This window comes from Beduinella massiliensis (assembly GCF_900199405.1).
Classification (GTDB): Bacteria; Bacillota; Clostridia; order Christensenellales; family Aristaeellaceae; genus Beduinella; species Beduinella massiliensis.
This window is the reverse complement of the sequence record NZ_LT963430.1, coordinates 781,880-801,207: the sequence shown is the minus strand read 5'-3', so window position 1 is coordinate 801,207 and position 19,328 is coordinate 781,880. Positions and strand designations below refer to the sequence as shown.

The 19,328-nt window shown below is 64.6% G+C and carries 18 protein-coding genes; 8 read left to right on the top strand and 10 right to left on the bottom strand.

Going from position 1 to position 19,328, the window contains the following annotated elements:
- Positions 1–146 precede the first annotated feature (146 nt).
- Genes C1725_RS04255 through C1725_RS04245 form a run of 3 tightly spaced genes read left to right on the top strand, consistent with a single transcriptional unit; the run spans position 147 to position 3,014 of the window.
- Positions 147–1,088 (top strand): ABC transporter permease, encoded by a 942-nt coding sequence (locus C1725_RS04255; RefSeq protein ID WP_346026331.1) that lies wholly within the window; start codon positions 147–149, stop codon positions 1,086–1,088.
- Positions 1,082–1,984: an ABC transporter permease subunit gene (locus tag C1725_RS04250; RefSeq protein ID WP_102410430.1), complete on the top strand. Its 903-nt coding sequence runs from the start codon at positions 1,082–1,084 to the stop codon at positions 1,982–1,984. Before C1725_RS04255 ends, C1725_RS04250 begins: the two co-directional genes overlap by 7 nt.
- A gap of 10 nt (positions 1,985–1,994) precedes the next feature.
- A complete protein-coding gene (locus C1725_RS04245) occupies positions 1,995–3,014 on the top strand; it encodes a metallophosphoesterase (RefSeq protein WP_102410429.1) in 1,020 nt (339 codons plus the stop codon).
- A gap of 88 nt (positions 3,015–3,102) precedes the next feature.
- On the opposite strand, the gene C1725_RS04240 is transcribed toward C1725_RS04245, so the two are convergent.
- The 8 genes from C1725_RS04240 to C1725_RS04205 all read right to left on the bottom strand — a co-directional run bounded on the left by C1725_RS04240 (position 3,103) and on the right by C1725_RS04205 (position 12,132).
- Entirely contained in the window at positions 3,103–5,361 is a 2,259-nt protein-coding gene (locus C1725_RS04240; protein ID WP_146009139.1) for a chitobiase/beta-hexosaminidase C-terminal domain-containing protein, read from the bottom strand.
- A gap of 138 nt (positions 5,362–5,499) precedes the next feature.
- Positions 5,500–6,333 carry a HEAT repeat domain-containing protein gene (locus C1725_RS04235; RefSeq protein WP_102410427.1) on the bottom strand — a complete coding sequence of 278 codons (834 nt, stop codon included), beginning with the start codon at positions 6,331–6,333 and terminating at the stop codon, positions 5,500–5,502.
- Complete coding sequence (locus tag C1725_RS04230; RefSeq protein ID WP_102410426.1) at positions 6,330–8,030, bottom strand: tetratricopeptide repeat protein; 1,701 nt, start codon at positions 8,028–8,030, stop codon at positions 6,330–6,332. The genes C1725_RS04235 and C1725_RS04230 overlap by 4 nt, the downstream gene beginning before the upstream one ends.
- A gap of 24 nt (positions 8,031–8,054) precedes the next feature.
- On the bottom strand, positions 8,055–8,954 hold the full coding sequence (gene hslO, locus C1725_RS04225) for an Hsp33 family molecular chaperone HslO (RefSeq protein ID WP_102410425.1): 900 nt from the start codon (positions 8,952–8,954) through the stop codon (positions 8,055–8,057).
- 18 nt (positions 8,955–8,972) lie between these two features.
- On the bottom strand, positions 8,973–9,734 hold the full coding sequence (locus C1725_RS04220) for a methyltransferase domain-containing protein (RefSeq protein ID WP_102410424.1): 762 nt from the start codon (positions 9,732–9,734) through the stop codon (positions 8,973–8,975).
- 37 nt (positions 9,735–9,771) lie between these two features.
- Positions 9,772–9,948: an alpha/beta-type small acid-soluble spore protein gene (locus C1725_RS04215; protein WP_102410423.1), complete on the bottom strand. Its 177-nt coding sequence runs from the start codon at positions 9,946–9,948 to the stop codon at positions 9,772–9,774.
- 51 nt (positions 9,949–9,999) lie between these two features.
- Positions 10,000–10,959: a DUF624 domain-containing protein gene (locus tag C1725_RS04210; protein WP_102410422.1), complete on the bottom strand. Its 960-nt coding sequence runs from the start codon at positions 10,957–10,959 to the stop codon at positions 10,000–10,002.
- Between the two features lie 24 nt (positions 10,960–10,983).
- Complete coding sequence (locus C1725_RS04205) at positions 10,984–12,132, bottom strand: M20 metallopeptidase family protein (RefSeq protein ID WP_346026330.1); 1,149 nt, start codon at positions 12,130–12,132, stop codon at positions 10,984–10,986.
- 563 nt (positions 12,133–12,695) lie between these two features.
- On the opposite strand from C1725_RS04205, the gene C1725_RS04200 reads away from it, so the two are divergent.
- The 5 genes from C1725_RS04200 (at position 12,696) to C1725_RS04180 (ending at position 17,290) form a co-directional block, all read left to right on the top strand.
- A complete protein-coding gene (locus C1725_RS04200; protein ID WP_428829596.1) occupies positions 12,696–13,739 on the top strand; it encodes an aspartate-semialdehyde dehydrogenase family protein in 1,044 nt (347 codons plus the stop codon).
- 191 nt (positions 13,740–13,930) lie between these two features.
- Positions 13,931–14,704, top strand: a complete 774-nt coding sequence (locus C1725_RS04195; RefSeq protein ID WP_102410419.1) for a hypothetical protein — start codon at positions 13,931–13,933, stop codon at positions 14,702–14,704.
- Between the two features lie 307 nt (positions 14,705–15,011).
- Entirely contained in the window at positions 15,012–15,689 is a 678-nt protein-coding gene (locus tag C1725_RS04190; RefSeq protein ID WP_346026329.1) for an HD domain-containing protein, read from the top strand.
- 97 nt (positions 15,690–15,786) lie between these two features.
- Positions 15,787–16,683, top strand: coding sequence for a 4-hydroxy-tetrahydrodipicolinate synthase (gene dapA, locus C1725_RS04185; RefSeq protein WP_102410417.1), 897 nt, complete (start codon positions 15,787–15,789; stop codon positions 16,681–16,683).
- Between the two features lie 190 nt (positions 16,684–16,873).
- Positions 16,874–17,290, top strand: a complete 417-nt coding sequence (locus tag C1725_RS04180) for a MerR family transcriptional regulator (RefSeq protein WP_102410416.1) — start codon at positions 16,874–16,876, stop codon at positions 17,288–17,290.
- A gap of 96 nt (positions 17,291–17,386) precedes the next feature.
- Here the strand turns inward: C1725_RS04180 and C1725_RS04175 are convergent, their stop codons facing one another.
- Together C1725_RS04175 and C1725_RS04170 are read right to left on the bottom strand one after the other, a co-directional pair.
- Positions 17,387–18,304: a dihydrodipicolinate synthase family protein gene (locus C1725_RS04175; RefSeq protein WP_102410415.1), complete on the bottom strand. Its 918-nt coding sequence runs from the start codon at positions 18,302–18,304 to the stop codon at positions 17,387–17,389.
- Positions 18,305–18,391: 87 nt separating this feature from the next.
- Positions 18,392–19,315, bottom strand: coding sequence for a carbohydrate ABC transporter permease (locus C1725_RS04170; RefSeq protein ID WP_346026328.1), 924 nt, complete (start codon positions 19,313–19,315; stop codon positions 18,392–18,394).
- Positions 19,316–19,328 lie beyond the last annotated feature (13 nt).

Here is a 19,328-nt window from a genome sequence, read left to right as displayed (position 1 = left end):
CGACCGGCAAAGCCGGTCGATACGATTCCACATGAAGGGGAAGCCTCCCCTTCATGCATCCCCTCTGGAAAGTCGTTACTTTATCGATCATTGCGCGGAGGGGCGTACCGCTCCTCCGCACTATTCTGATTCCTGGAGGGACGCCTGTGGCTCATCCGATCACCGTACGGCCCAAGCGGGCGGGCGCGGGCTTTTGGGCGAAGCTGCGCCGCGATTACGCGCTCGCGCTGCTGATGCTGCCCGGCCTCGTCTACTACATCGTGTTCCACTACGTTCCCATGTACGGCGTCTGGATGGCGTTCACGGACTTCAACCTGTCCAAGTCCATCCTCGGCAGCGACTTCGTGGGGCTCAAGTGGTTCAGCGAATTCTTCAATTCCTACTTCTTCTGGCGGCTGCTCGGCAACACGCTCGCCATCAGCGTGCTGAACCTGCTGTGGGGCTTTCCGATTCCCATCATCTTCGCGCTCTTCCTGCACGAGATGCGCAGACCCATGTTCAAGCGCGTCGTGCAGACCCTCTCCTACCTGCCTCACTTCATCTCCACGGTCGTCGTCGTCGGCATCCTGACGAGCGTGCTCTCCCCCAACGGCGGCGTCGTGAACACGCTCATCAAGGCATACGGGGGCAAGCCCATCGACTTCATGAGCAGCTCCGCCTGGTTCCGCCCGCTCTACATCGGCTCGGACGTATGGCAGAGCTTCGGCTGGAACTCCATCATCTATCTCGCCGCGCTCACGTCGGTCGATCCCGGCCTGTACGAGGCCGCCCGCATCGACGGCGCCAACCGCTTTCAGCAGGTGGTGCACGTGTCGCTGCCCTGCATCATGCCCACCATCGTCATCCTGCTCATCATGCAGCTCGGCCGCATGATGAACGTGGGCTACGAAAAGATCATCCTGATGTACAGCCCCGCCATCTACGACAAGGCGGACGTGATTTCCACCTACGTCTACCGGCGCGGCATTCAGGGCGGGCAGTACAGCTTCGGCGCGGCGGTCGGCCTGTTCAACAACGTCATCAACCTGATCCTGCTGCTCACGGTCAACGCGATCAGCCGCCGCCTGGGGGAGGTGAGCCTATGGTGAGGAAAAGGCCTGTACGCGGCGTTCCCAGGCGCCCGCTGGGCTCGCGGTTGGGCGACCTGCTCGTCTACGCGGTCGGCGTGGTGGTCGTCGCCATCACGCTGACGCCCTTTCTGCACGTGACGGCGATGTCCCTCGCGGACCCCATGAAGGCGCTGCGCGAGGAGATCTTCCTGATTCCCTGGGGGATCAACCTCGGCGCCTACAAGATGGTCTTTGAGAATTCCTCGTTTCTGACGGCCTACGGCAATACGTTCTGGTACACCGGGGTCGGCACGCTGCTCAACGTCGCGCTGACGCTGACGCTCGCCTACCCGCTGGCGCGGCGCGGCTTTTTCCTGCGCCGGCCTGTGATGCTGCTCATCACGTTCACCATGTTCTTCTCCGGCGGCATGATCCCCACGTTCATCGTCGTCAGCCGTCTCGGCCTCTACAACACGCGCTGGGCCATCGTCCTGCCCGCCGCGATCTCCACCTGGAACCTCATCGTCTGCCGAACGTTCTTCGAGGGCATTCCGGAGAGCCTTTTGGAGTCGGCCAAGCTGGACGGCGCGGGCGAGGCGCGCATCCTGCGCGACATCGTGCTTCCCCTTTCCATGCCCATCATCGCGGTGCTCATCCTCTTTTACGCGGTCGGCCACTGGAACAGCTATTTCAGCGCCGTGCTCTACCTGTCGGACACCAAGCTGCAGCCCCTGCAGATCTACCTGCGGCGCGTGCTGATTCAAGCGACCGACGAAATGGCGGGCGACATGAAGGAGGGGCTGGACCGCGACATGGCGGTGCACCAGCTCAAATACGCCGCGATCATCGTCTCCATCCTGCCCATCGTGGTGCTCTATCCGTTCCTGCAAAAGTACTTCGTTCAGGGCGTCATGATCGGCGCCGTCAAGGGCTAAGGGAGGGCTTATGTTTACAGGCAACGTCACATTTGCGGTATTTTCCGACCTGCACGTGGACATCATGCCGGACGCCGTGCCCCGCATGCAGGTGCTGCTGCGGCGGGCCAGGGAGGAAAAGGCGGACTTTCTGCTGCACCTGGGCGACATCATGTACCCGGAGGCGGACTTCCTCCGGTCGTTCGCACCCCAGAGCGCCGCGCGCCGCGCGGGCTGGTTCCAGTGCGAGCGGGACGACGAAAAGCGGGAGATCCGGCGCATGATCCAGGAAAGCGGGCTGCCGCTTTTCGGCGTGCTGGGCAATCACGACATGGACGCCTGCTCGAAGGAGACGGCCTGCCGCTACCTGGGCCTGCCCGCGCCCCACTATACGTTCGACGCGGGGGGCGTCCGCTTTATCGCGCTGGACACCAATTACATCCTGGAGGACGGCCGGTATGTGGACTTTGACCACTGCAACTACAGCCGCTTCAGAACGCGGGAGACCAGCTGGCTGGGGCCCGCGCAGCGCGCATGGCTGGAAGAGCAGCTGCTCTCCTCCCCCTATCCCTGCGTGCTGCTCTCGCACGCGCCGCTGGGCGACGAGCTGCTCAACGCGCACGACGGCCCCGCCGTATGGGAGATCGTGCGCAGGGCGAACCGCGGCCGCCGCCGCGTCATCCTCGCGCTGAACGGGCACAACCATGTGGACGGCGTCTGCGCGCGCGCGGGCGTCCCCTTCCTGAGCGTCAACAGCATCTCCAACATCTGGATCGGCCACGAATACGACTGCGTGCGCTACAGCGAGACGATCAGCCGCCTGTACCCGCACCTGAAGGGCTGCGCCCCCTATTGGGACGCGCTGTTCGCCATCGTGCGCATCGACGGGGAGGGCATCCACGTGCAGGGGCGGGAAAGCAGCTATGTCGGGCCCTCGCCCTACGAGCTGGGCTTTCCCCGCGCGGCCTCCTATCACGTCAGCACGCCCTGCATCCGCTCGCGCACGCTGCCGATCACGGAGATGCCGGACGAGGGCATTCTCCCCTGCTGAGCGATTCACGCCGCCCCCACCGACGAAAAAAGGACCGCCGCAATGTTCTGCGGCGGTCCCTTTTGTCGTATCGGGCCAGGCGCCCTGCTTACTCCGTCACGCCCAGGTAGCGCTGCCAGAGGATGCTTTCGACCGCGCCGTCCCGGATCGTGTAGGTGAGCTCCACGTACACGTTTTCGCCCGCGGGGTAGAAGTACTGCGCCCTGGCGCTGCCGTCGTCCTGCACGCGGTAGGTGCCGATCTCCTCGCCCTTGCTGTCGATGTTGTAGAGCAGCCGGTCGCCCCGGTCGTTCACCGGCATGCCGCCCTTGTCGCGGAAGGCGTTCAGCACGGTCATCTCCTCGCTGGAAACCTTCGTCTTGCGCGGGCCGGTCATGGAGCTGTCGCGCGTCTCCAGGTAGTAGAGCACCGGGTCCTTGCCCTCCTCCAGCGAGACGAAGCGGGCGGTCTTGTCCGCGTACGCGGCCTCGAAGCTCTGGCCCTGGCCGTAGGCGCCCTCGCCCGTGATCTCGCCGTAGCGCTCCGGCTCGCCGTAGGTCTTCTTGAACGCCGCGTACTTGGTCTTCATCAGCGTCAGGTTCTTGAAGGTGTCGTCCTTGTTGAACACGCGCTTTTGCGTGCCGGTGATCTCGTAGGTGGAGGTCATCTCGTAGCTCTGCTTGCCCGTTTCGGACAGCGCGATCGCCTTGAGCGTGGACTTGCCCACCGGCAGGGTGATGGGCCCGGTGTAGAGCAGCGAATCGGTCGTGGGCGACGTGCCGTCCAGCGTATAGTAGATCGCCACGATGTCCTCGCTCGCGCGCAGCGACACGCTGATGACGCGCTGATAGGGGCCCGGCGCGTAGTTGGCCTTGGGCGCGTCCGGCGTCTTGATGATGACCTGATACGTCTCGTCGAGCACGTCGCTGGGCACGCCCGTCTCCGAAATCGCCACGGCGCGCAGGTGCGTCGTCCCCTCCTCGCAGCGGATCTTCTCGCCCTCCTGATAGAGCGTCTTTTCCTCCGAGGGGTCCGAATCGTCCAGCGTGTAGTAGATCTTCGTGCCCTCGGCCGCGCTCAGGGTGATGTCGTAGGGCACGTTGGCCTTGTTGTTGATGAGCTCGAATTCCTTCGCGTTCTTCTTATCCGCCACGGCCGCCGTCGCCACGGGCGCGCTGGGCATGTACTCCTGGCGCATCGTCTCGAACGTGTCGCTGCCCGTCGCCTCGTAGGCGCGCTTCATCAGGTCCACCGCCTGCTGGGCCTCGCCCGCCTCGCGGAAGATGCGGATCATCCGCGTATAGGCCTCGACGTGCTGGGGGGCGAGGGTGTCCATCAGCTCGGTGTAGATGGCGACGGCGTCCTCCTGGCGCCCGTCGATCTCGTAGACGCTGGCCAGGTCCAGCGCCGCCTCGACGCTGTCCGGCTCGATTTCCCGCGCGCGCTCGTACGCCGCGATCGACCGCGCGATCTCGCCCGTGTCCAGATAGCTGCCGCCCAGGCTCATGTAGGCGCTGGCCGGCACGTCGTAGCCCCAGGCGGCGAGCTGGCGCTGGCCGGAGGCCGTCTGCGTCAAAAGCAGCGTAGTGCTCACGCCTACCGCCGCCGCGAACAGCAAAATGCCGCCCACCATGGGCCCCCACTTCACGCGCTTTTTGCGCACGGGCCCGCGCTTCACGATCTGCTCCAGCCGCTCGTGATCCATCTCGCGCGTCGCCTGCCGCCTCGGGGAGTGGCGCACGCGCACGGGCTGTCCGCCCTTGCCCGCGGCCTCGGTGCGCCCGCCCCCGCCGCGGCGCGGCGGCGCCCCCGGCGGCGTGCTGGCCCCCCGCGAGGCCCGTTGGGCGCGGCCCTGTCCGTCCGGCGCGGGCGGCGCGCTGGCCCCCCTGCGGCGCGGCGCGCTGGGCGAGCGCCCGGCCGGGCGTCCCTCCAGCGGCGGCTCTACCGCGTCGCCGTACACGCGCAGCGGCGCCTCCCGGACAGAGCCTGTCCCCCGAACAGCGCCTGTCCCCCGGGCAGGGTCTGCCTCACGGACGGCGTCCGTCCCACGGGCAGGGTCTGTCTCCCGGACAGGGTCTGCTTCCCCGACGGAATCCGGCGAGGCCGCGCGGCGCGGCGGGCGCAGGTAGGCCTCATCCTCGTAGACGCGCAGCGGCGCCTCCCGGACAGGGCCTGTCTCCCGGACAGAGTCTGCCCCCCGGACGGCGTCCGTCCCACGGACAGCGCCTGTCCCCCGGACGGCGTCCGCGTTCCCGGGCGCGTCCGCGCTATTTTTTTTGGTGCGGCGCGGCGCGCGAAGGCTTTTGCCGCAATGCTGGCAGGATTCCAGCCGCGAATCCGTCCGCTTTCCGCAAAATGGACAAAGCATGCCGCTTCACCCCTTTTCATCGTTTCACCGTGGCCGAAAGAAGTCACAGATTCTTAATTATTTCGATACAAATGCGAAAAATCCTTCCCGATGGGAGGGAAGGATTTTTTTACCTTGCGCGGCGGACGGGCGGGAGGCTCAATCCCGCGCCTGCTTGAGCGCCTCAAAGTAGGGGTCGCCGGAGAAGTCGCGCTCGGGCAGCGGGTCGCCGCCCAGCTCCTCCACGGCGTTGCTGATCTCCACAAAGTCCAGATAATTGGTGCCGGGCTCGGTCGCGGCCTGGGCGAGCACCGGAACGGCGCGCGGGTCCCCGATCTTGCCGAGGAAGGAGGCGAACAGCGCGCGGCGGTCGGGGTTCTCGTTGAACTTGCGCAGCGCGAGCTGATAGATGCGCTCGTCGCCCGGATAGTTGCACAGCAGGTCGAGGAAGACCTCCTGCGCGACGGGGGTGGAGCGGTCGAGCACCTGCAGGATGGGCGCGACCACGATGTCGCCCATCGCCAGCAGCGATTCGGCGCACATGTCCGCCTGCTCGTGCGGCACGGGGCAGCCGGCGATCAGCTCGATGTAGCGCTGCATGGGCGCTGTGGAGCACAGCTCGCGCAGCAGCGTGATGGCGGTGAGCACCGCGTCGTAGGGGGCCGTCTCGTCGGTGAGCAGCGCAAGCAGCCGCTCCTCCGCGGGCTTCCCCAGCTCCACGATGCGCTCGAGCAGCTGATCGGGCACGGGCACCTTGCTCGTGAAGTATTCGATCATCCAGCGGACCAGCAGGTCCGCGTCGTCGAAGTGCGTGAAGTACAGCGCCGGGGTCTCGCCGTCCAGCCAGTCGGCCTTCTGGTTGATGAAGCGCAGGTACACGTCCGGCATCTGCGCCTCCATCTGCTCGATGTTGCCGCCGAACTTCTCCTGGTTATCCCGCATCCACGCCTTGGCGTACCGTTCAAATGCCTCGTCAAAATTTACGCATTTCATCTTTCAGAATCCTCCTCGTCCGCCTTTGGCAGGATGCGCTGGGCATACCGCTTGATCATTCGGGGCGGCACGTGCCGCATCCGGCCCACGCGCGCCGCGGACACCTGGCGCCCGCATTTCTGGTGATAGACGTATTCCAGCGCCGCCATCCAGGCGTCGGGCCGGCGCATCGCGCCCTGCGGCCCCTCGCGCTGCACGAAGGCGGTCCAGATGTCCGCCACCTGCTCGCCCACGTCGCCGTATATCGGCGTCAGCCGCTCCACGACCGCCTGCAGCACCCGCTCGTAGCTCTGCGACAGCGGGCGCTGGCTCACGCCCGTGCGCACGGTCATGCGCACCATCCGCCCGTCGATGTCCGCGTACAGCGGGCCGCGCTCGCCCAGCACGCCCAGGGCGGTCATCGCCTCGCGCTTGACCTCGTCCGCGAGGGAGGCGTCGGTCAGCATGTCGCACAGCAGCCCCTTCACGCGCCCGCTCTGCACCCGGCTGAGCGAGCGCAGCACGGTCTGCCACACGTCCGTGCCCGGAAGCTGCACGTGCAGCAGCCATTCCAGCACGCGGTAAAAGCTGTCGTCCGTCTCGATGCGCGCGCGCAGCTCCTCCGCGCCGGTCACGAGCTGGGTGCCCAGATCGACCAGCCAGCCGAGCGACACGCCCTGCGGCGGCTGGCCGCTGTAGGGCAGGCGCTCCGACTCCTTCGCGGGGGGCTGCTCGTCGCCCCGCTCGAGCCGCTCGCGCGCGATGCGGAAGTACGCGTCGTACACCGGGTTCTGCGGGAAGAGGCGGCACAGGTGCCCCAGCGCCCGCGCGGCCTCGCGCACGTGGCCCAGGTTCAGCGCCGCCACCGAAAGCATGAGCTGCACGCGCGGCGCGTAGGGCTGGAAGGTCGAAAGCGCGCGGAGCTGGCGGTAGGCCATGGCGTCCAGCCCCATGTCGCACGCGCTCTGGCAAAGGAGCATCAGCTCCGGCGGCTCGGGGTGCTCCCGCTCCGCCTGCTGAAGGATCTTCACGGCTTCCTTGCGATCGCCGCTCGCGAACCGCGCGCACGCGAGCGCGCATTGGGTGCGGATGTCGTGCGGGGCGGCCGCGTGCGCCCGAACTGCGGCGCTCAGCGCCCGGCGCGTGTCCTCCTGCATCAGGTGGCAGAAGGAGAGCACGGTCAGCGCCTCCGCGCCCCCGCCGGTCTTCACCGCGCGCTGGAGCAGCCGCTGCGCGCGCTCCGCCTGCCCCTGCTCCAGGGCGCGCAGGCCGCGCCGCAGAAGCTGCTCGCTGTGCTCGCTCTTCGCGTCCGTCTGTTCGAGCATTTCCTCCGCCGCATCGATCACGTCCTGCGCGTCCAGGGAGAACTCGCCCTCCGGTTCCTCCGCAAGGCACATCAGCGCCATGTGGCGCGCGCGCTCCGGGTCCTGCAGGTTCAGGTAGTTGCTCGCGATGGCGTACAGGCACTCGCCCTTCATCTCGCCGCGCTGAAGCAGGCGCAGGAGAATCTGGTTGGACTCCTCGCAGCAGCCCATCTCGTTCATGATCTCCGCGATCTCCATCTCCAGCGAGGCGTCGAAGTCCGTCTTCCCCCGGGCGAGGTATAAAAGCGTCAGCGCGTCCGCGTACCGGCCCTCGCGGCGGTTTTCCGCCGCCTTGCGGCGCAGGTACGTCCCGGTGCGCTCGAATGCGACGACGTTTTCCATTTGTTCGTTCATGATACCTCCATGTTCCGGGCGCTTCTATCCGCGTCGGCGGCCTTCCTCGATGAGCGCTTCCAGCTCGCCCGCGTCAAAGCGGTACTGCGAGCGGCAGAAGTGGCACGAGACCTCCGCGCCCCCCTGCTCCTCGATGAGGGAGCGCAGCTCCCCCTCGCCCATGCTGAGCAGCACCTGCTCGATGCGCGCGCGGCTGCAATCGCAGCGGAGCGTGAGGGGCGTTTCCTCCAGCAGCTTCGGCTCAAGCCCGCGGAAGTAGCCCTCCGCGAGCTCCTGCAGCGGCATGTCGCAAAGCGCGGAGCTGATCGCCCCGTAGAGCTCGGCGCGCACCTCCAGCTTTTGCAGCAGCTCCTCCGAGCAGCCCGGCATCGCCTGCACCAGCACCCCGCCGCTGGCGCAGACCTCCTGCCCCACTAGCGTGCCCAGCGCGCACAGCGAGGGCGTCTGCTCCGAGGCGGTGTAGTACATCGCGAAGTCCTCCGCGACCTCGCCGCTCACCAGGTTCACCTGGCCCACGTAGGGCTCGCCAAAGCCCAGCGAGCGCATCACCGTGAGCCGCCCGTCGCTGCCCAGCGCGCCGCCCACGTCGAGCTTGCCGTTCGCCTTCAGCGGCAGCTCCACCTCGGGGTGGTCGATCGTCACCTTGACCGCGCCGCCCGGGCGCGCCGAGGCCACCAGCGCGCCCGCCGGGCCGCCGCCGTTGATCGTCGCGGTGATGGCGTCGCCCTCGTCCTTGAGCTGCGCGCCCATCATCGCCGCGGCGCTGAGCATGCGGCCCATCGCCGCGGTGCAGACGTTGCTCGCGTGGTGAATGTCGCGCGCCTGCTGGGTCATGTTCGTCGTATCGCACAGCAGCACGCGCGCCTCGCCGCCCATCAGGGTGAGGCGTAGGAGCGTGTCGCGCGCCGTCTTCGTATGAGGCATTGTTCTCTCCTCCGAATTTCAGATTGAGGCGTCCGGCCCCGCGGGCTTTTTCGCCGCGAAGTGGATGCGCTGCGCGCGCTGCGCGGGCGGGTCAAACGTCTTGTCGCCATAGGCGCGCACGTCCTCAAAGCCCGCCTCCAGCAGCAGGCCCTCGATCTCCTCGCGCGCATGCGCCCTTTGGCGGTGCAGCTCGTGAAAGCGACGGTACCGGCCGTCCGCCTCGCGCACGAAGAACGTCAGGTCCATTTCGACCGTCTGCCTCGCTTCCTGCCAGCGGTTTTGCCACAGGTAGCAGACGCTTTCCCGCTCTTCGCCGTAAAACGCGTCGCCCAGCACCTGACTTAGCTTATACCGGGACGAGATGTCGAAGAACAGGCCGCCGCCGGGACAAAGCGACAAAAACGCCGCGCGAAAAAACGCGCGCACGCCCTCAAGGTCCGTCAGGTAGTTCACCCCGTCGCAGGTGGCGAGCACCGCGTCCGCGCGCCGCCCCAGCGTGAGCGCGCGCATATCCTGGCGCACGAACTGCGCCCTGACGCCCGCGCGCCGCGCCTTTTCGCCCGCCGCGCGCAGCATGCCCGCGGAGAGGTCCAGCCCCGTCATCTCGTAGCCCATGCGGGCCAGCGGGACGGTCAAGCTGCCGGTTCCGCAGGCGCATTCCGCCACGCGCCGGGGCCGCTTTCCGTATATTTCCATCAGCTTCGCGTAATAATCCGCCCAGGCGGCGTAGTCCACGTCGTCCATGAGCAGATCGTATACGCCCGCAAAATCGTCGTACATCCTCTGTATCCCTCTTTAAATGCGGGCCCCGCCGCGCCTAGGGCTTCTTCCGCCTGCGTCCGGCGGAGATTCTGCCGCCCACGCGCCCGGATTCGGCGGCGGTGAGCCCGGCCCAGCCGACCTCCAGCAGCCGGTCCATGAGCCCGAGCTCGCGCGCCGCCTCGTATTTCTGGCGCAAAGCCGCGTCGGGCGGACTATAGTCATCAGGTTTCACACCGCTCCCCCCCTTGGCGCTATCATGCGCGCGCGGGGGGAAGTTTATCCCTTATTCCCGGCCGCCGGGCAGGGCGCTTTGCCCGTCCTCATCCTCGTCCTCGTCGTCCTCGTCGTCGTCGCGGCGCAGTCCGCGGTTCACCTCCGCGCCCTCGATGCGCGGGTTGATGAACTTGTCGAAGAAGCTGTTGGCGACCGACGCGTAGACGAGCCGCGCGAACGCGTGGCCGAACAGGATGTAGTAGAGGGCCATGCCCAGCAGCAGGTAGATGTTGAACGTATACACGCCCAGCAGCAGCAAGAAGAGGGGAATCGCCGTCAGAAGGCGCACGCCCAGCATTTGCGGCAGGCGGCCGACGGTCAGCAGCACGCCGTTGCGCAGCAGGTCGCGCATGCGAAGCTGATAGCCGACCATCAGCGGGTAGAGCAGGGGCACCATCAGCGTCCAGGTGAGGCAGATGAGCACGACCAGCACCTGCGCCACGACGAGCACGGGGATCTGCTTGGCCATCTCGCCGTAGAAGGTGACGCCGAGGTAGGCGATAAAGGGCACGAGGCCCGTGATCGTGGAGACGGCCAGACCCTGCTTCCAGTTTTCCTTGAAGGCGTCCTTGAAGTCGCTCCACACGAACGAGTGCTGGTCGCGCGCCCAGTTGCGCGTGATGTACGCCGCCGCCGCGGACGAGGGGCCCGTGATGGCGATGCAGGGGATGAGCCCAATCAGGTACATCTGAAAGATGCCCATGAGCTGCGCCTGAAGCTGCAGGGCGCCGTCCGCCGCCTGGGAGATCGTCTCCACGTCGATGGTCTGTATCGCGACGATGTTCATGTACGTCCACACGATCATCGGGATCCAGAACACGATCTGCATCAGGTTCACGCGAAACAGCGACCAGAACCGGACGCGCAGCACCTCCCAGAAGAGCTGAAAGCGGTTCGACGGCAGGTCGTCCTGCGTGAAGTCCGCCTTGCCGGCCTTGCCGTAATAAAGCCTGTTAAAAAATCCGCCCATGAAATTTCCTCCCGAAAAATTGCTCTAAGATTCAAACGCGATCAGACGGCTGAAGAGCTCCAGCCCGTACAGAATGGCGCGCTCGTCGAAGTCAAACGTGCACGAGTGCAGCGGCGATTGGCGCGCCTCGTCCATGCAGCCGCAGAAGACGAAGACGCCGGGGCGCTCGAGCTGATAATAGGAGAAGTCCTCCGCGATCATGCGCGGCTTCTGGGGCGCGAAGCGCTCGCCCAGGATGCCGGTCACGCGCCGCGTCTCCTCCGGGTCGTTTTCCACGCAGGGGTAGTAGACGTTGGAGCGGAACGTGCACCGGACGCCGAACGCCTCCTCCACCGCGCGCAGGTCCGCCAGGATGTAGCCCCTGAGCTGATCGTACACGGCGTTGGAAAACGTGCGCACGATGCCCTCCAGCACCGCCCGATCCGCCAGGACGTTGCGCCGCTCGCCCGCGCGCACCCGCCCGATGGTGATGAGCGCCTGCTGGCAGGGGTCGATCCGCCGCGCGACCGTGGTTTGCAAGAGCGTAATCAGGTGCCCCGCCGCCGCGACCGCGTCCACGCCCAGGTGCGGCATCGCGCCGTGCGCGCCGCGCCCCTCGACGATCAGGTCCATCTCGCAGGTCTGGGCCATCAGCGGGCCCTCGCAGGTGCCGATCCGCCCCAGCGGGATGTCCGGCATCATGTGCATGCCGTACACCGCCTCCACGTGCGGATTTTCCAGCGCCCCCTCGTCGATCATCCGCTTCGCGCCGCCGTCCGTCTCCTCCGCGGGCTGAAAGAGCAGCACCACGTCGTCCCGCAGCTCGCCGCGCCGCGAGGCGAGCAGCGTCGCCAGGCCCAGCAGGCCCGCCATGTGGCCGTCGTGGCCGCAGGCGTGCATCATGCCCGCATTTCGGCTGCTGAACGCGCGGCCCGTCTCCTCCTTAATGTGCAGGGCGTCCATGTCCGCCCGAAAGGCGACGGCCCGCCCCTTTCCGTTGCCGCGAAACACCGCGCGCACGCCCGTCCCGCCGCAGGGCGAAACCTCGTCCGGCGAAAGCGCGCGCAGCGCTTCTAGCAGGTACGCCTGCGTCATATGCTCCTGATGCCCCTCTTCGGGGATCTGGTGCAGCGCGCGCCGGTGCGCCGTCACGCAGGGAAGAAGCGCGGATACCCGCGCCGAAAGCTCCATCATCGATCCCTCTTTCTCACAGAAGCGTAGGGAAAACCACAACATATCATACCACAGGAAGCGCAAAAATTGAAGCGTTCTTCCTCAATTCCCCTTTTGACCGCATTCTTTTTCTCCAAAGGGTTTGACAACGCCGCGCAGGGAATGCTAAGATAAGCAAAATCCTGTGGGCGGCGGGCGGTGCCCGCACCCATCTCCGAATCAGTGCTTACCGCTTCCGGCTTTCCCGCACGCGGCCGCAGGATGGGGCGGGCGGCGGGGCGGCCCGGCGGGCGGTGCCCGCACCCATCTCCGAACAGGCGCTTGCCGCCTCCGGCTTTCCCGCACGCGGCCCGGCGGGCGGTGCCCGCACCCGGCTCCGAACCGGCGCTTCCTTCTCCTAACTTTCCCGCACGCGGCCGCAAGATGGGGCGGCCGACGGGCGGTGCCCGCGCCCGGCTCCGAACCGGCGCTTGCCGCTTCCGGCTTTCCCGGCGTCCCCTGCGGGACAAACGCAGTACCTTATAAAATTGGAGGTCTTACCTGTGAGCGAAAAAAGACGCGTTGCCATCATCGGCGCGACCGGCATGGTCGGCCAGCGCTTTATCACGTTACTCAAGGACCATCCCTGGTTTGAGATCAAGGTGCTCGCCGCCTCCGGGCGCAGCGCGGGCAAGACGTACGAGGAGGCGGTCGCGGGCCGCTGGGCCTTCCCCTGGCCGATCCCCGAAAACGTCCGCTCCCTGGTCGTAAAGGACGCTGCGGACGTGAAGGCCGTCGCGGACGAGGTGGACTTCTGCTTTTGCGCCGTGGACATGAAGAAGGACGAGATCCGCGCGCTCGAGGACGCCTACGCCCGCGCGGAAACCCCCGTCGTCTCCAACAACTCCGCCCACCGCGCGACGCCCGACGTGCCCATGATGATCCCGGAGCTCAACCCCGAGCACGCGGCGGTCATCGAGCACCAGAGAAAGCGACTGGGCACCCGCGTGGGCTTCGTCACCGTCAAGCCCAACTGCTCCATCCAGTCCTACGTGCCCGCGCTGCACGCGCTGCTGCCGCTGCGCCCCGCGCGCGCGGTGGTGAGCACCTATCAGGCGATCTCCGGCGCGGGCAAGACGTTCGAGCGCTGGCCCGAGATGGTGGACAACGTCATCCCCTACATCGGCGGCGAGGAGGAGAAGAGCGAGCAGGAGCCGCTCAAGATCTGGGGCAAGGTGGAGGGCGGCGTGATCGTGCCCGCCAAAGCCCCCGTCATCAGCGCGCACTGCATCCGCGTGGCCGCCTCGGACGGCCACCTGGCGACGGTGTGGGCCTCCTTCGAGGAAAAGACGAGCGAGCGGGAGATCATCGAGCGCTGGCGCGCCTACCGCGGGCTCCCGCAGGAGCTGGGCCTGCCCTCCGCGCCCAGGCAGTTCATCCAGTACTTCGACGACCCCACCCACCCGCAGACCCGGCTGGACCGGGACTACGAAAACGGCATGGGCATCTCCCTGGGCCGCCTGCGCGGGGACTCGCTGTTCGACTACCGCTTCGTGGGCCTGTCGCACAACACGGTGCGCGGCGCGGCGGGCGGCGCGGTGCTGATCGCGGAGCTGCTGGTCAAGCAGGGGTACATCCCGAAAAAATAAACCGAAGAGACGCAGGGGCGCTGCGCGGGAAAACCCGCGCAGCGCCCCTTTCCGCCAGGTCGGGCGGCTCGCTCGGCCTATTTTCATGTTCTTCTAATCTTCCTCTCATTGAATCCGCAGCTGGAACGTGGTACCATAAATTCATCAAAGGGAAAGACAAGCAAGCATTCCCGGTCAAGGAGAAGAAGAGAATGGAAACCATCAACCAATATATCTCGTCGCTGTTCGCCAAGCTGCCCGCCACGCTGGACATCCTGCACCTCAAGGACACGGTGCAGGAGGAAGCGCAGGCCTCCTACGCCGCCTTCGTCAAGGAGGGCGTGAGCGAGAACGAAGCCCTGGGCCGGGTGATTTCCTCCCTGGGCACGATCGACGACATCCTGAAGCGCTCGGGCGTGGAGCTGCCCGACGAAAGCGGGGACGAAAGCGCCCCGCGCGACGCGCGCGCTTCGGACGAGCCCTACGAGTCGGAGCCCCTCCCCGACGACGCGGAGGATTACCTGGACGCGCAGTACAACATCTCGCGCATGAACGCCCTGGGCGTAGCGCTGTGCATCTGCGCGCCCGTCTGCCCGATCGTCTTCGACTCCATCCCCCTGCTCGGCCACTTCCTGAGCGAGGGCATCGGCGTGGTGGGGTTCTTCGGCTGCGTCGCGGTCGCGGTGATGCTCTTCATCTACGCCGGCTCCCTGCAAAAGAGCTGGCGCAACATCCCCTACACCGTCCACCTCACCGGCGGCATGCGCGAGGAGCTGCGCCGCCGTTCCGCCTTCTACGACGAGCAGCGCGCCACCCACATCGCCCTGGGCGTGGGGCTGTGCATCTTCTCGCCCGCCGCGCCCTTCCTCTTCGGGGAAAGCTTTGGGGCCGGGCTGCTGTTCGTGATGGTCGCCATGGGCGTGTACATGATGATCCTCTCCGGCACGCGCGCCAAGTTCTGCCGCAAGCTGCTGCGCAACAGCTAAGGCGCGCCGGGCAAGGGATGCCCGCCCGGCACGATGCCGGACGCCTCCGTCCACTATGCCGCTTCCTGATGAAGCGGCCTTTTTCTTTGTATGGAAATGTGCTTAGGGCGTTCTGATTCCCGTCTGCGCGGCAGACCGGTCTATTCCGCCCGCACGGCATGGCGCGGGCGTGCGGTGTTCCTGCCGCCGGACGCGTTTTTTCAGGCCTGATACAGCAACGGGCCTATGATAGACAGAAAAGCCTAGCGATTTGCTTTTGCCGCAAAACAATGGTATATTTGTAAAAAACAAAATGGAGCCGAACGATATGATATATAGCGCAACGCCGAAGGAAGTATATAACGCCTTGAATTCAAGCCCTTCGCTATTGGACATATACAGCGAGATCGAAAAGCGGGAAGCAAAAAACGGCGGCTGGGCCTTCCATAATTATGAGCATGTAAAAAATGTTTCTCAAACGGCCGAAAAAATATTGGCGGACTTACAGTTTGACGAAGACACGATATACGCATGTAAAATAGCATGCCTGCTTCATGATGTCGGCGCCTTGCAGGGCAAAGAGGGGCATTCGCAAAGAAGTTTTGAATACGCAAAAAAGCTTTTTGAAGAGAAAAACTGGATCTTTGAAATGGAGGACGTCGTGCTGGATGCCATTCAAAATCATAGTTCAGGCTTTGAAAGCGATAACATCGTCCTTTTATCGATTCTTCTGGCGGATAAACTGGATATTAAAAAAACGCGGATTTCTGAAGAGGGAAAGAAGATAAGGGGCAACAGACAATATCAGCATATTGAAGACATTATTGCGGACATCCAGGACGGTACCCTAACGATTCATTTCATTACCGACGGGAAGATGGAGATGGAAGAAGTGAATGACTATTATTTCACCGCTAAAGTTTTCAAGGCAATCAAGGCGTTTTCAGAAAGGCTCCATCTGAAACATCTTATTTTGATGGACGATAAGCCCTGGAACTTAGCATGATGCGCCCCCCGCGGCGCCGCGCTTTTCCCCGCATCGGAACCTCCCGGCGCGCGAAGAATATGCTGTTAGCATAGACTTGCGATGGGAGGATATTTTGATGAAAAAAAAGCCCGTATTCAGAGGCAGCGCGGTCGCGCTCGTGACGCCCTTTGACAGCCTGGGCGTGGATTACGACGCGCTCTTGCGCCTGGTGGACCGGCAGATCGACGCGGGCACGGACGCCCTCGTCGTCCTGGGCACGACCGGCGAGCCCTCGACCCTCGCGGATTCCGAGCGGCGGGCGGTGCTCTCCGCCGTGATCGAGCGCGCCGGCGGCCGGATTCCCGTCGTCGCGGGCACGGGGTCGAACGACACCCGCCGCGCCGTACATCTCGCGCGGGAGGCCGCCGCCCTCGGCGCGGACGCGCAGCTTTGCGTGACCCCCTACTACAACAAGGCGACCCAACGCGGCCTCGTGCAGCATTTCACCGCCGTCGCGGACGCCGCGCCCCTGCCCCTGATCCTCTACAACGTGCCCTCGCGCACCGGCGTCAACCTGCTGCCAGAGACCGTGCAGGAGCTGTGCGCGCACGAAAACGTCGCGGGCGTAAAGGAGGCCGTCGGGGACGTGGTGCAGGTCGCGGAGCTGTTCCGCCTGTGCCACGACGAGATCGCCATCTACTCCGGCAACGACGACCAGACCCTGCCCCTGCTCGCCTACGGCGGGGACGGCGTCATCTCCGTGGCGGCCAACGTCTGCCCCGGCGCGATGGTCCGCATGACGCACGCCTACTTCGCGGGCGACGTAAAGGCCGCGCGCGACGCCCAGCTCACGCTGCTGCCCCTGATGCGCGCGCTGTTCATGCAGGTCAACCCCATTCCCGTGAAGGCCGCGCTCTCGCTGCTGGGGCTGTGCGAAAACCGCCTGCGCCTGCCGCTCACGGCCCTGGAGGGCGAGGACCTGGATCGCCTGCGCCGCGCGCTGGGCGTGCTGGACGGCGAACTGAAGGATTAAACGCACGCGCGAAGCCGGCAGGCCGCCCCGGCTTCGCGCCTTTTTGCGCCGCCGCGGAGGTTGTCCTTGACATGGAGCGCGCTGAGGGGCGTATGCTGTAGCCACCGGCGCGCCGGTTTTCAAAGAGGAAACCCGCACTTTGCGGCGAATTCTTCTATAGGCAAAGGACATTCCGAAGGGAGGACGAGACATGACCATCGCAGAGGCGAGCCGCAAATACGGTATCAGCGCGGACACGCTGCGCTATTATGAGCGGATCGGCCTGATCCCGGACGTGCCCCGCAGCAAGAGCGGCATCCGCGACTACGACGAGGCCGCCTGCAACTGGATCGAGCTGATGAAGTGCATGCGCTCCGCGGGCGTGCAGATCGAGGCGCTGATCGAGTACGTGCGGCTCTATCAGCAGGGCGGCGACACGGCGAAGGCCCGCAAGGCAATCCTGATCGAGCAGCGCGAGCTGCTCCGCAGCCGCATTCACAGCATGCAGCAGGCGCTGAGCCGCCTGGACAAGAAGATCGAGAACTACGACCGGATCATCATGCCCCCCGAACAATCGCTCGCGAAGGAGGGCGAGGGCGAGGGCGAAGCCCCCTCCGTGGCGTCCTGACGGAGCGCGGGCGGCGGCGTACGGCTATAGACCCAAAAGGCAAGCTGGAGGCGAAAAGCAGCCTCCAGCTTGCCTTTTTTAGGTCTCGATTCTGGATTAGGCAAGATAGCCGTAGTGCTTAAGAACGGCCGTCAGACGATCCATATCCTCCTTGGGCAATTCGGAGATGACGGGCTTCCGGCAGTATCCCGCGTCAATACCGCGCAGCTTCAGGCCCTCCTTGATGATCTGGAGCCACAGAACGTCGCCGTTAGAGTCCCCCTCGGTGAACAGGGGCAGATACGGCCAGATCAGCTCCTGCTGGGCCTTCATCGCCTCCTCGGTCCTGCGCGCCGCGGCCAGCTGATAGACGGTGCTGTTCTCCTTGGGGAACAGATTCCCCGTGCCAACCACCCAGCCGTCGCTCCAGGTGGACTGGGTTTCGACCGCGCACACGTCATAGCCATAGAAGATGTTGAAGTCCTTGTCCGTCAGACGGCGCAGGTTCTGCTGACGGAACACATCGGCCTGGCGCTCCTTAACGGCGTCGATGCACCCCTCATTGTACAGGCGGGCAATGAAGCGGTCGTCCAACAGCACGGTCGAATAGTAGGGATTGTGATACATCATCACAGGAATGTTGATAGCATCATGGATCGTCTTATAGTGCTGATAGAGCTCCTCGTTGTTGGGCCCCATGTACCAGGGCGTAACCGCCATGATGCCGTCGGCGCCGTCCGCCTCCGCCGCCTGGGACATTTTCACTACATCGCAGGTGCGATAGGCGCCGGTGGAGGCACAGACCTTGACGCCATATTTATGGCCGGCCTGAATGTATGCCTTGTTGACCGCGATCATTTCATCCCGCTCCATCGCGATCATCTCGCCGGTAGAGCCGGAAGGAATGACGCCTGTCACACCGTTCTCCGCCAGAAACCTGGTGATTTCCTCGATAGCGCTGAAGTTGATGGATTCATCCCTGTTGAAGGGGGTGATGACCGGAATGTAGATACCGTGAAGTCTCGTACGTGCCATACTGTTTCTCTCCTTTTCTGATGGTAACCCGTATTATTTTGATGGAATGGCCCTTCCAGTTTCCCGATGCTTTTCTGAAACCCTATGTCAGCCCTTGGTTGCGCCAATCATAACGCCTTTGACAAAATGCTTCTGCACGAAAGGATACAGGATCATGACCGGCACACTGGAAACGATGATCAGCGAATACTTCATCAGCTCCGCGCGTTCCTCCAGCCGTGCGATGCGCTCAATTTCCTGCTGGGTCATGTTCGCGTTTGTCAGCGAATGCTGCACGTTAATCATGAGGATCTCTCGCAGGAAGTTGGGCAGCGGAAGCTTGGAACGGGTGGTGATGTAGACCATTGCGTTGAAGTATTCATTCCACATGTACACAGCGTAATAAAGACCGATCACGGCCAGGATCGCGCCAGAGAGCGGCAGCACGATGCTGACCAGATAGCGAATATCCGAACAGCCGTCCAGCATGGACGCCTCGCGCAGCTCATCCGGAATCTGCGTGCTGAAATAGGTGCGCATGACGATCATGTTGTATACCGAAACGGCGCTCGGAATGATCAGGGCCCACATGCTGTCCAGCAGCTTCATCTGGCGCATCCAAACATAGGTGGGGATCAGCCCTCCGCTAAAGTACATCGTGAACATGCACAGAAGCATCATGTATTTTCCGCCGCCAAAATCCCTGCGGGAGAGCGGATAGGCCAGGCAGACGGTCATGGCCAGCGAAACCACGGTGAACACCGCCGTATAAAGCAGCGAGTTGCGATAGCCGGTCCAGATATCGGCGTATTCAAAAACAGCGGTGTAACCCTCCAGCGAAAACTTGGTGGGGATCAGGGACAGGCGCATGTACGTGGGACCTGCGCTGAAGGAAGACATGATAATATACAGCAGCGGATAAAGCAGCACAATCGCGCATAGGATCAGCAGAATCCAGTTGATGGTCAGGAATACGACATCCGACCGCGTATGCCGGATCCTGCCCTTTACTTCCGTCGTGGGTTTGCTCAAGACGCATTCTCCT

Excerpts from the sequence above, each read along its gene's own strand:
- C1725_RS04250 (WP_102410430.1), top strand. The coding sequence starts at position 1,082 with ATGGTGAGGAAAAGGCCTGTACGCGGCGTTCCCAGGCGCCCGCTGGGC.
- C1725_RS04245 (WP_102410429.1), top strand. The coding sequence starts at position 1,995 with ATGTTTACAGGCAACGTCACATTTGCGGTATTTTCCGACCTGCACGTG.
- C1725_RS04240 (WP_146009139.1), bottom strand. The coding sequence starts at position 5,361 with ATGCTTTGTCCATTTTGCGGAAAGCGGACGGATTCGCGGCTGGAATCC.
- C1725_RS04235 (WP_102410427.1), bottom strand. The coding sequence starts at position 6,333 with ATGAAATGCGTAAATTTTGACGAGGCATTTGAACGGTACGCCAAGGCG.
- C1725_RS04230 (WP_102410426.1), bottom strand. The coding sequence starts at position 8,030 with ATGAACGAACAAATGGAAAACGTCGTCGCATTCGAGCGCACCGGGACG.
- hslO (WP_102410425.1), bottom strand. The coding sequence starts at position 8,954 with ATGCCTCATACGAAGACGGCGCGCGACACGCTCCTACGCCTCACCCTG.
- C1725_RS04220 (WP_102410424.1), bottom strand. The coding sequence starts at position 9,734 with ATGTACGACGATTTTGCGGGCGTATACGATCTGCTCATGGACGACGTG.
- C1725_RS04210 (WP_102410422.1), bottom strand. The coding sequence starts at position 10,959 with ATGGGCGGATTTTTTAACAGGCTTTATTACGGCAAGGCCGGCAAGGCG.
- C1725_RS04205 (WP_346026330.1), bottom strand. The coding sequence starts at position 12,132 with ATGATGGAGCTTTCGGCGCGGGTATCCGCGCTTCTTCCCTGCGTGACG.
- C1725_RS04200 (WP_428829596.1), top strand. The coding sequence starts at position 12,696 with ATGGTCGGCCAGCGCTTTATCACGTTACTCAAGGACCATCCCTGGTTT.
- C1725_RS04195 (WP_102410419.1), top strand. The coding sequence starts at position 13,931 with ATGGAAACCATCAACCAATATATCTCGTCGCTGTTCGCCAAGCTGCCC.
- C1725_RS04190 (WP_346026329.1), top strand. The coding sequence starts at position 15,012 with ATGATATATAGCGCAACGCCGAAGGAAGTATATAACGCCTTGAATTCA.
- dapA (WP_102410417.1), top strand. The coding sequence starts at position 15,787 with ATGAAAAAAAAGCCCGTATTCAGAGGCAGCGCGGTCGCGCTCGTGACG.
- C1725_RS04180 (WP_102410416.1), top strand. The coding sequence starts at position 16,874 with ATGACCATCGCAGAGGCGAGCCGCAAATACGGTATCAGCGCGGACACG.
- C1725_RS04175 (WP_102410415.1), bottom strand. The coding sequence starts at position 18,304 with ATGGCACGTACGAGACTTCACGGTATCTACATTCCGGTCATCACCCCC.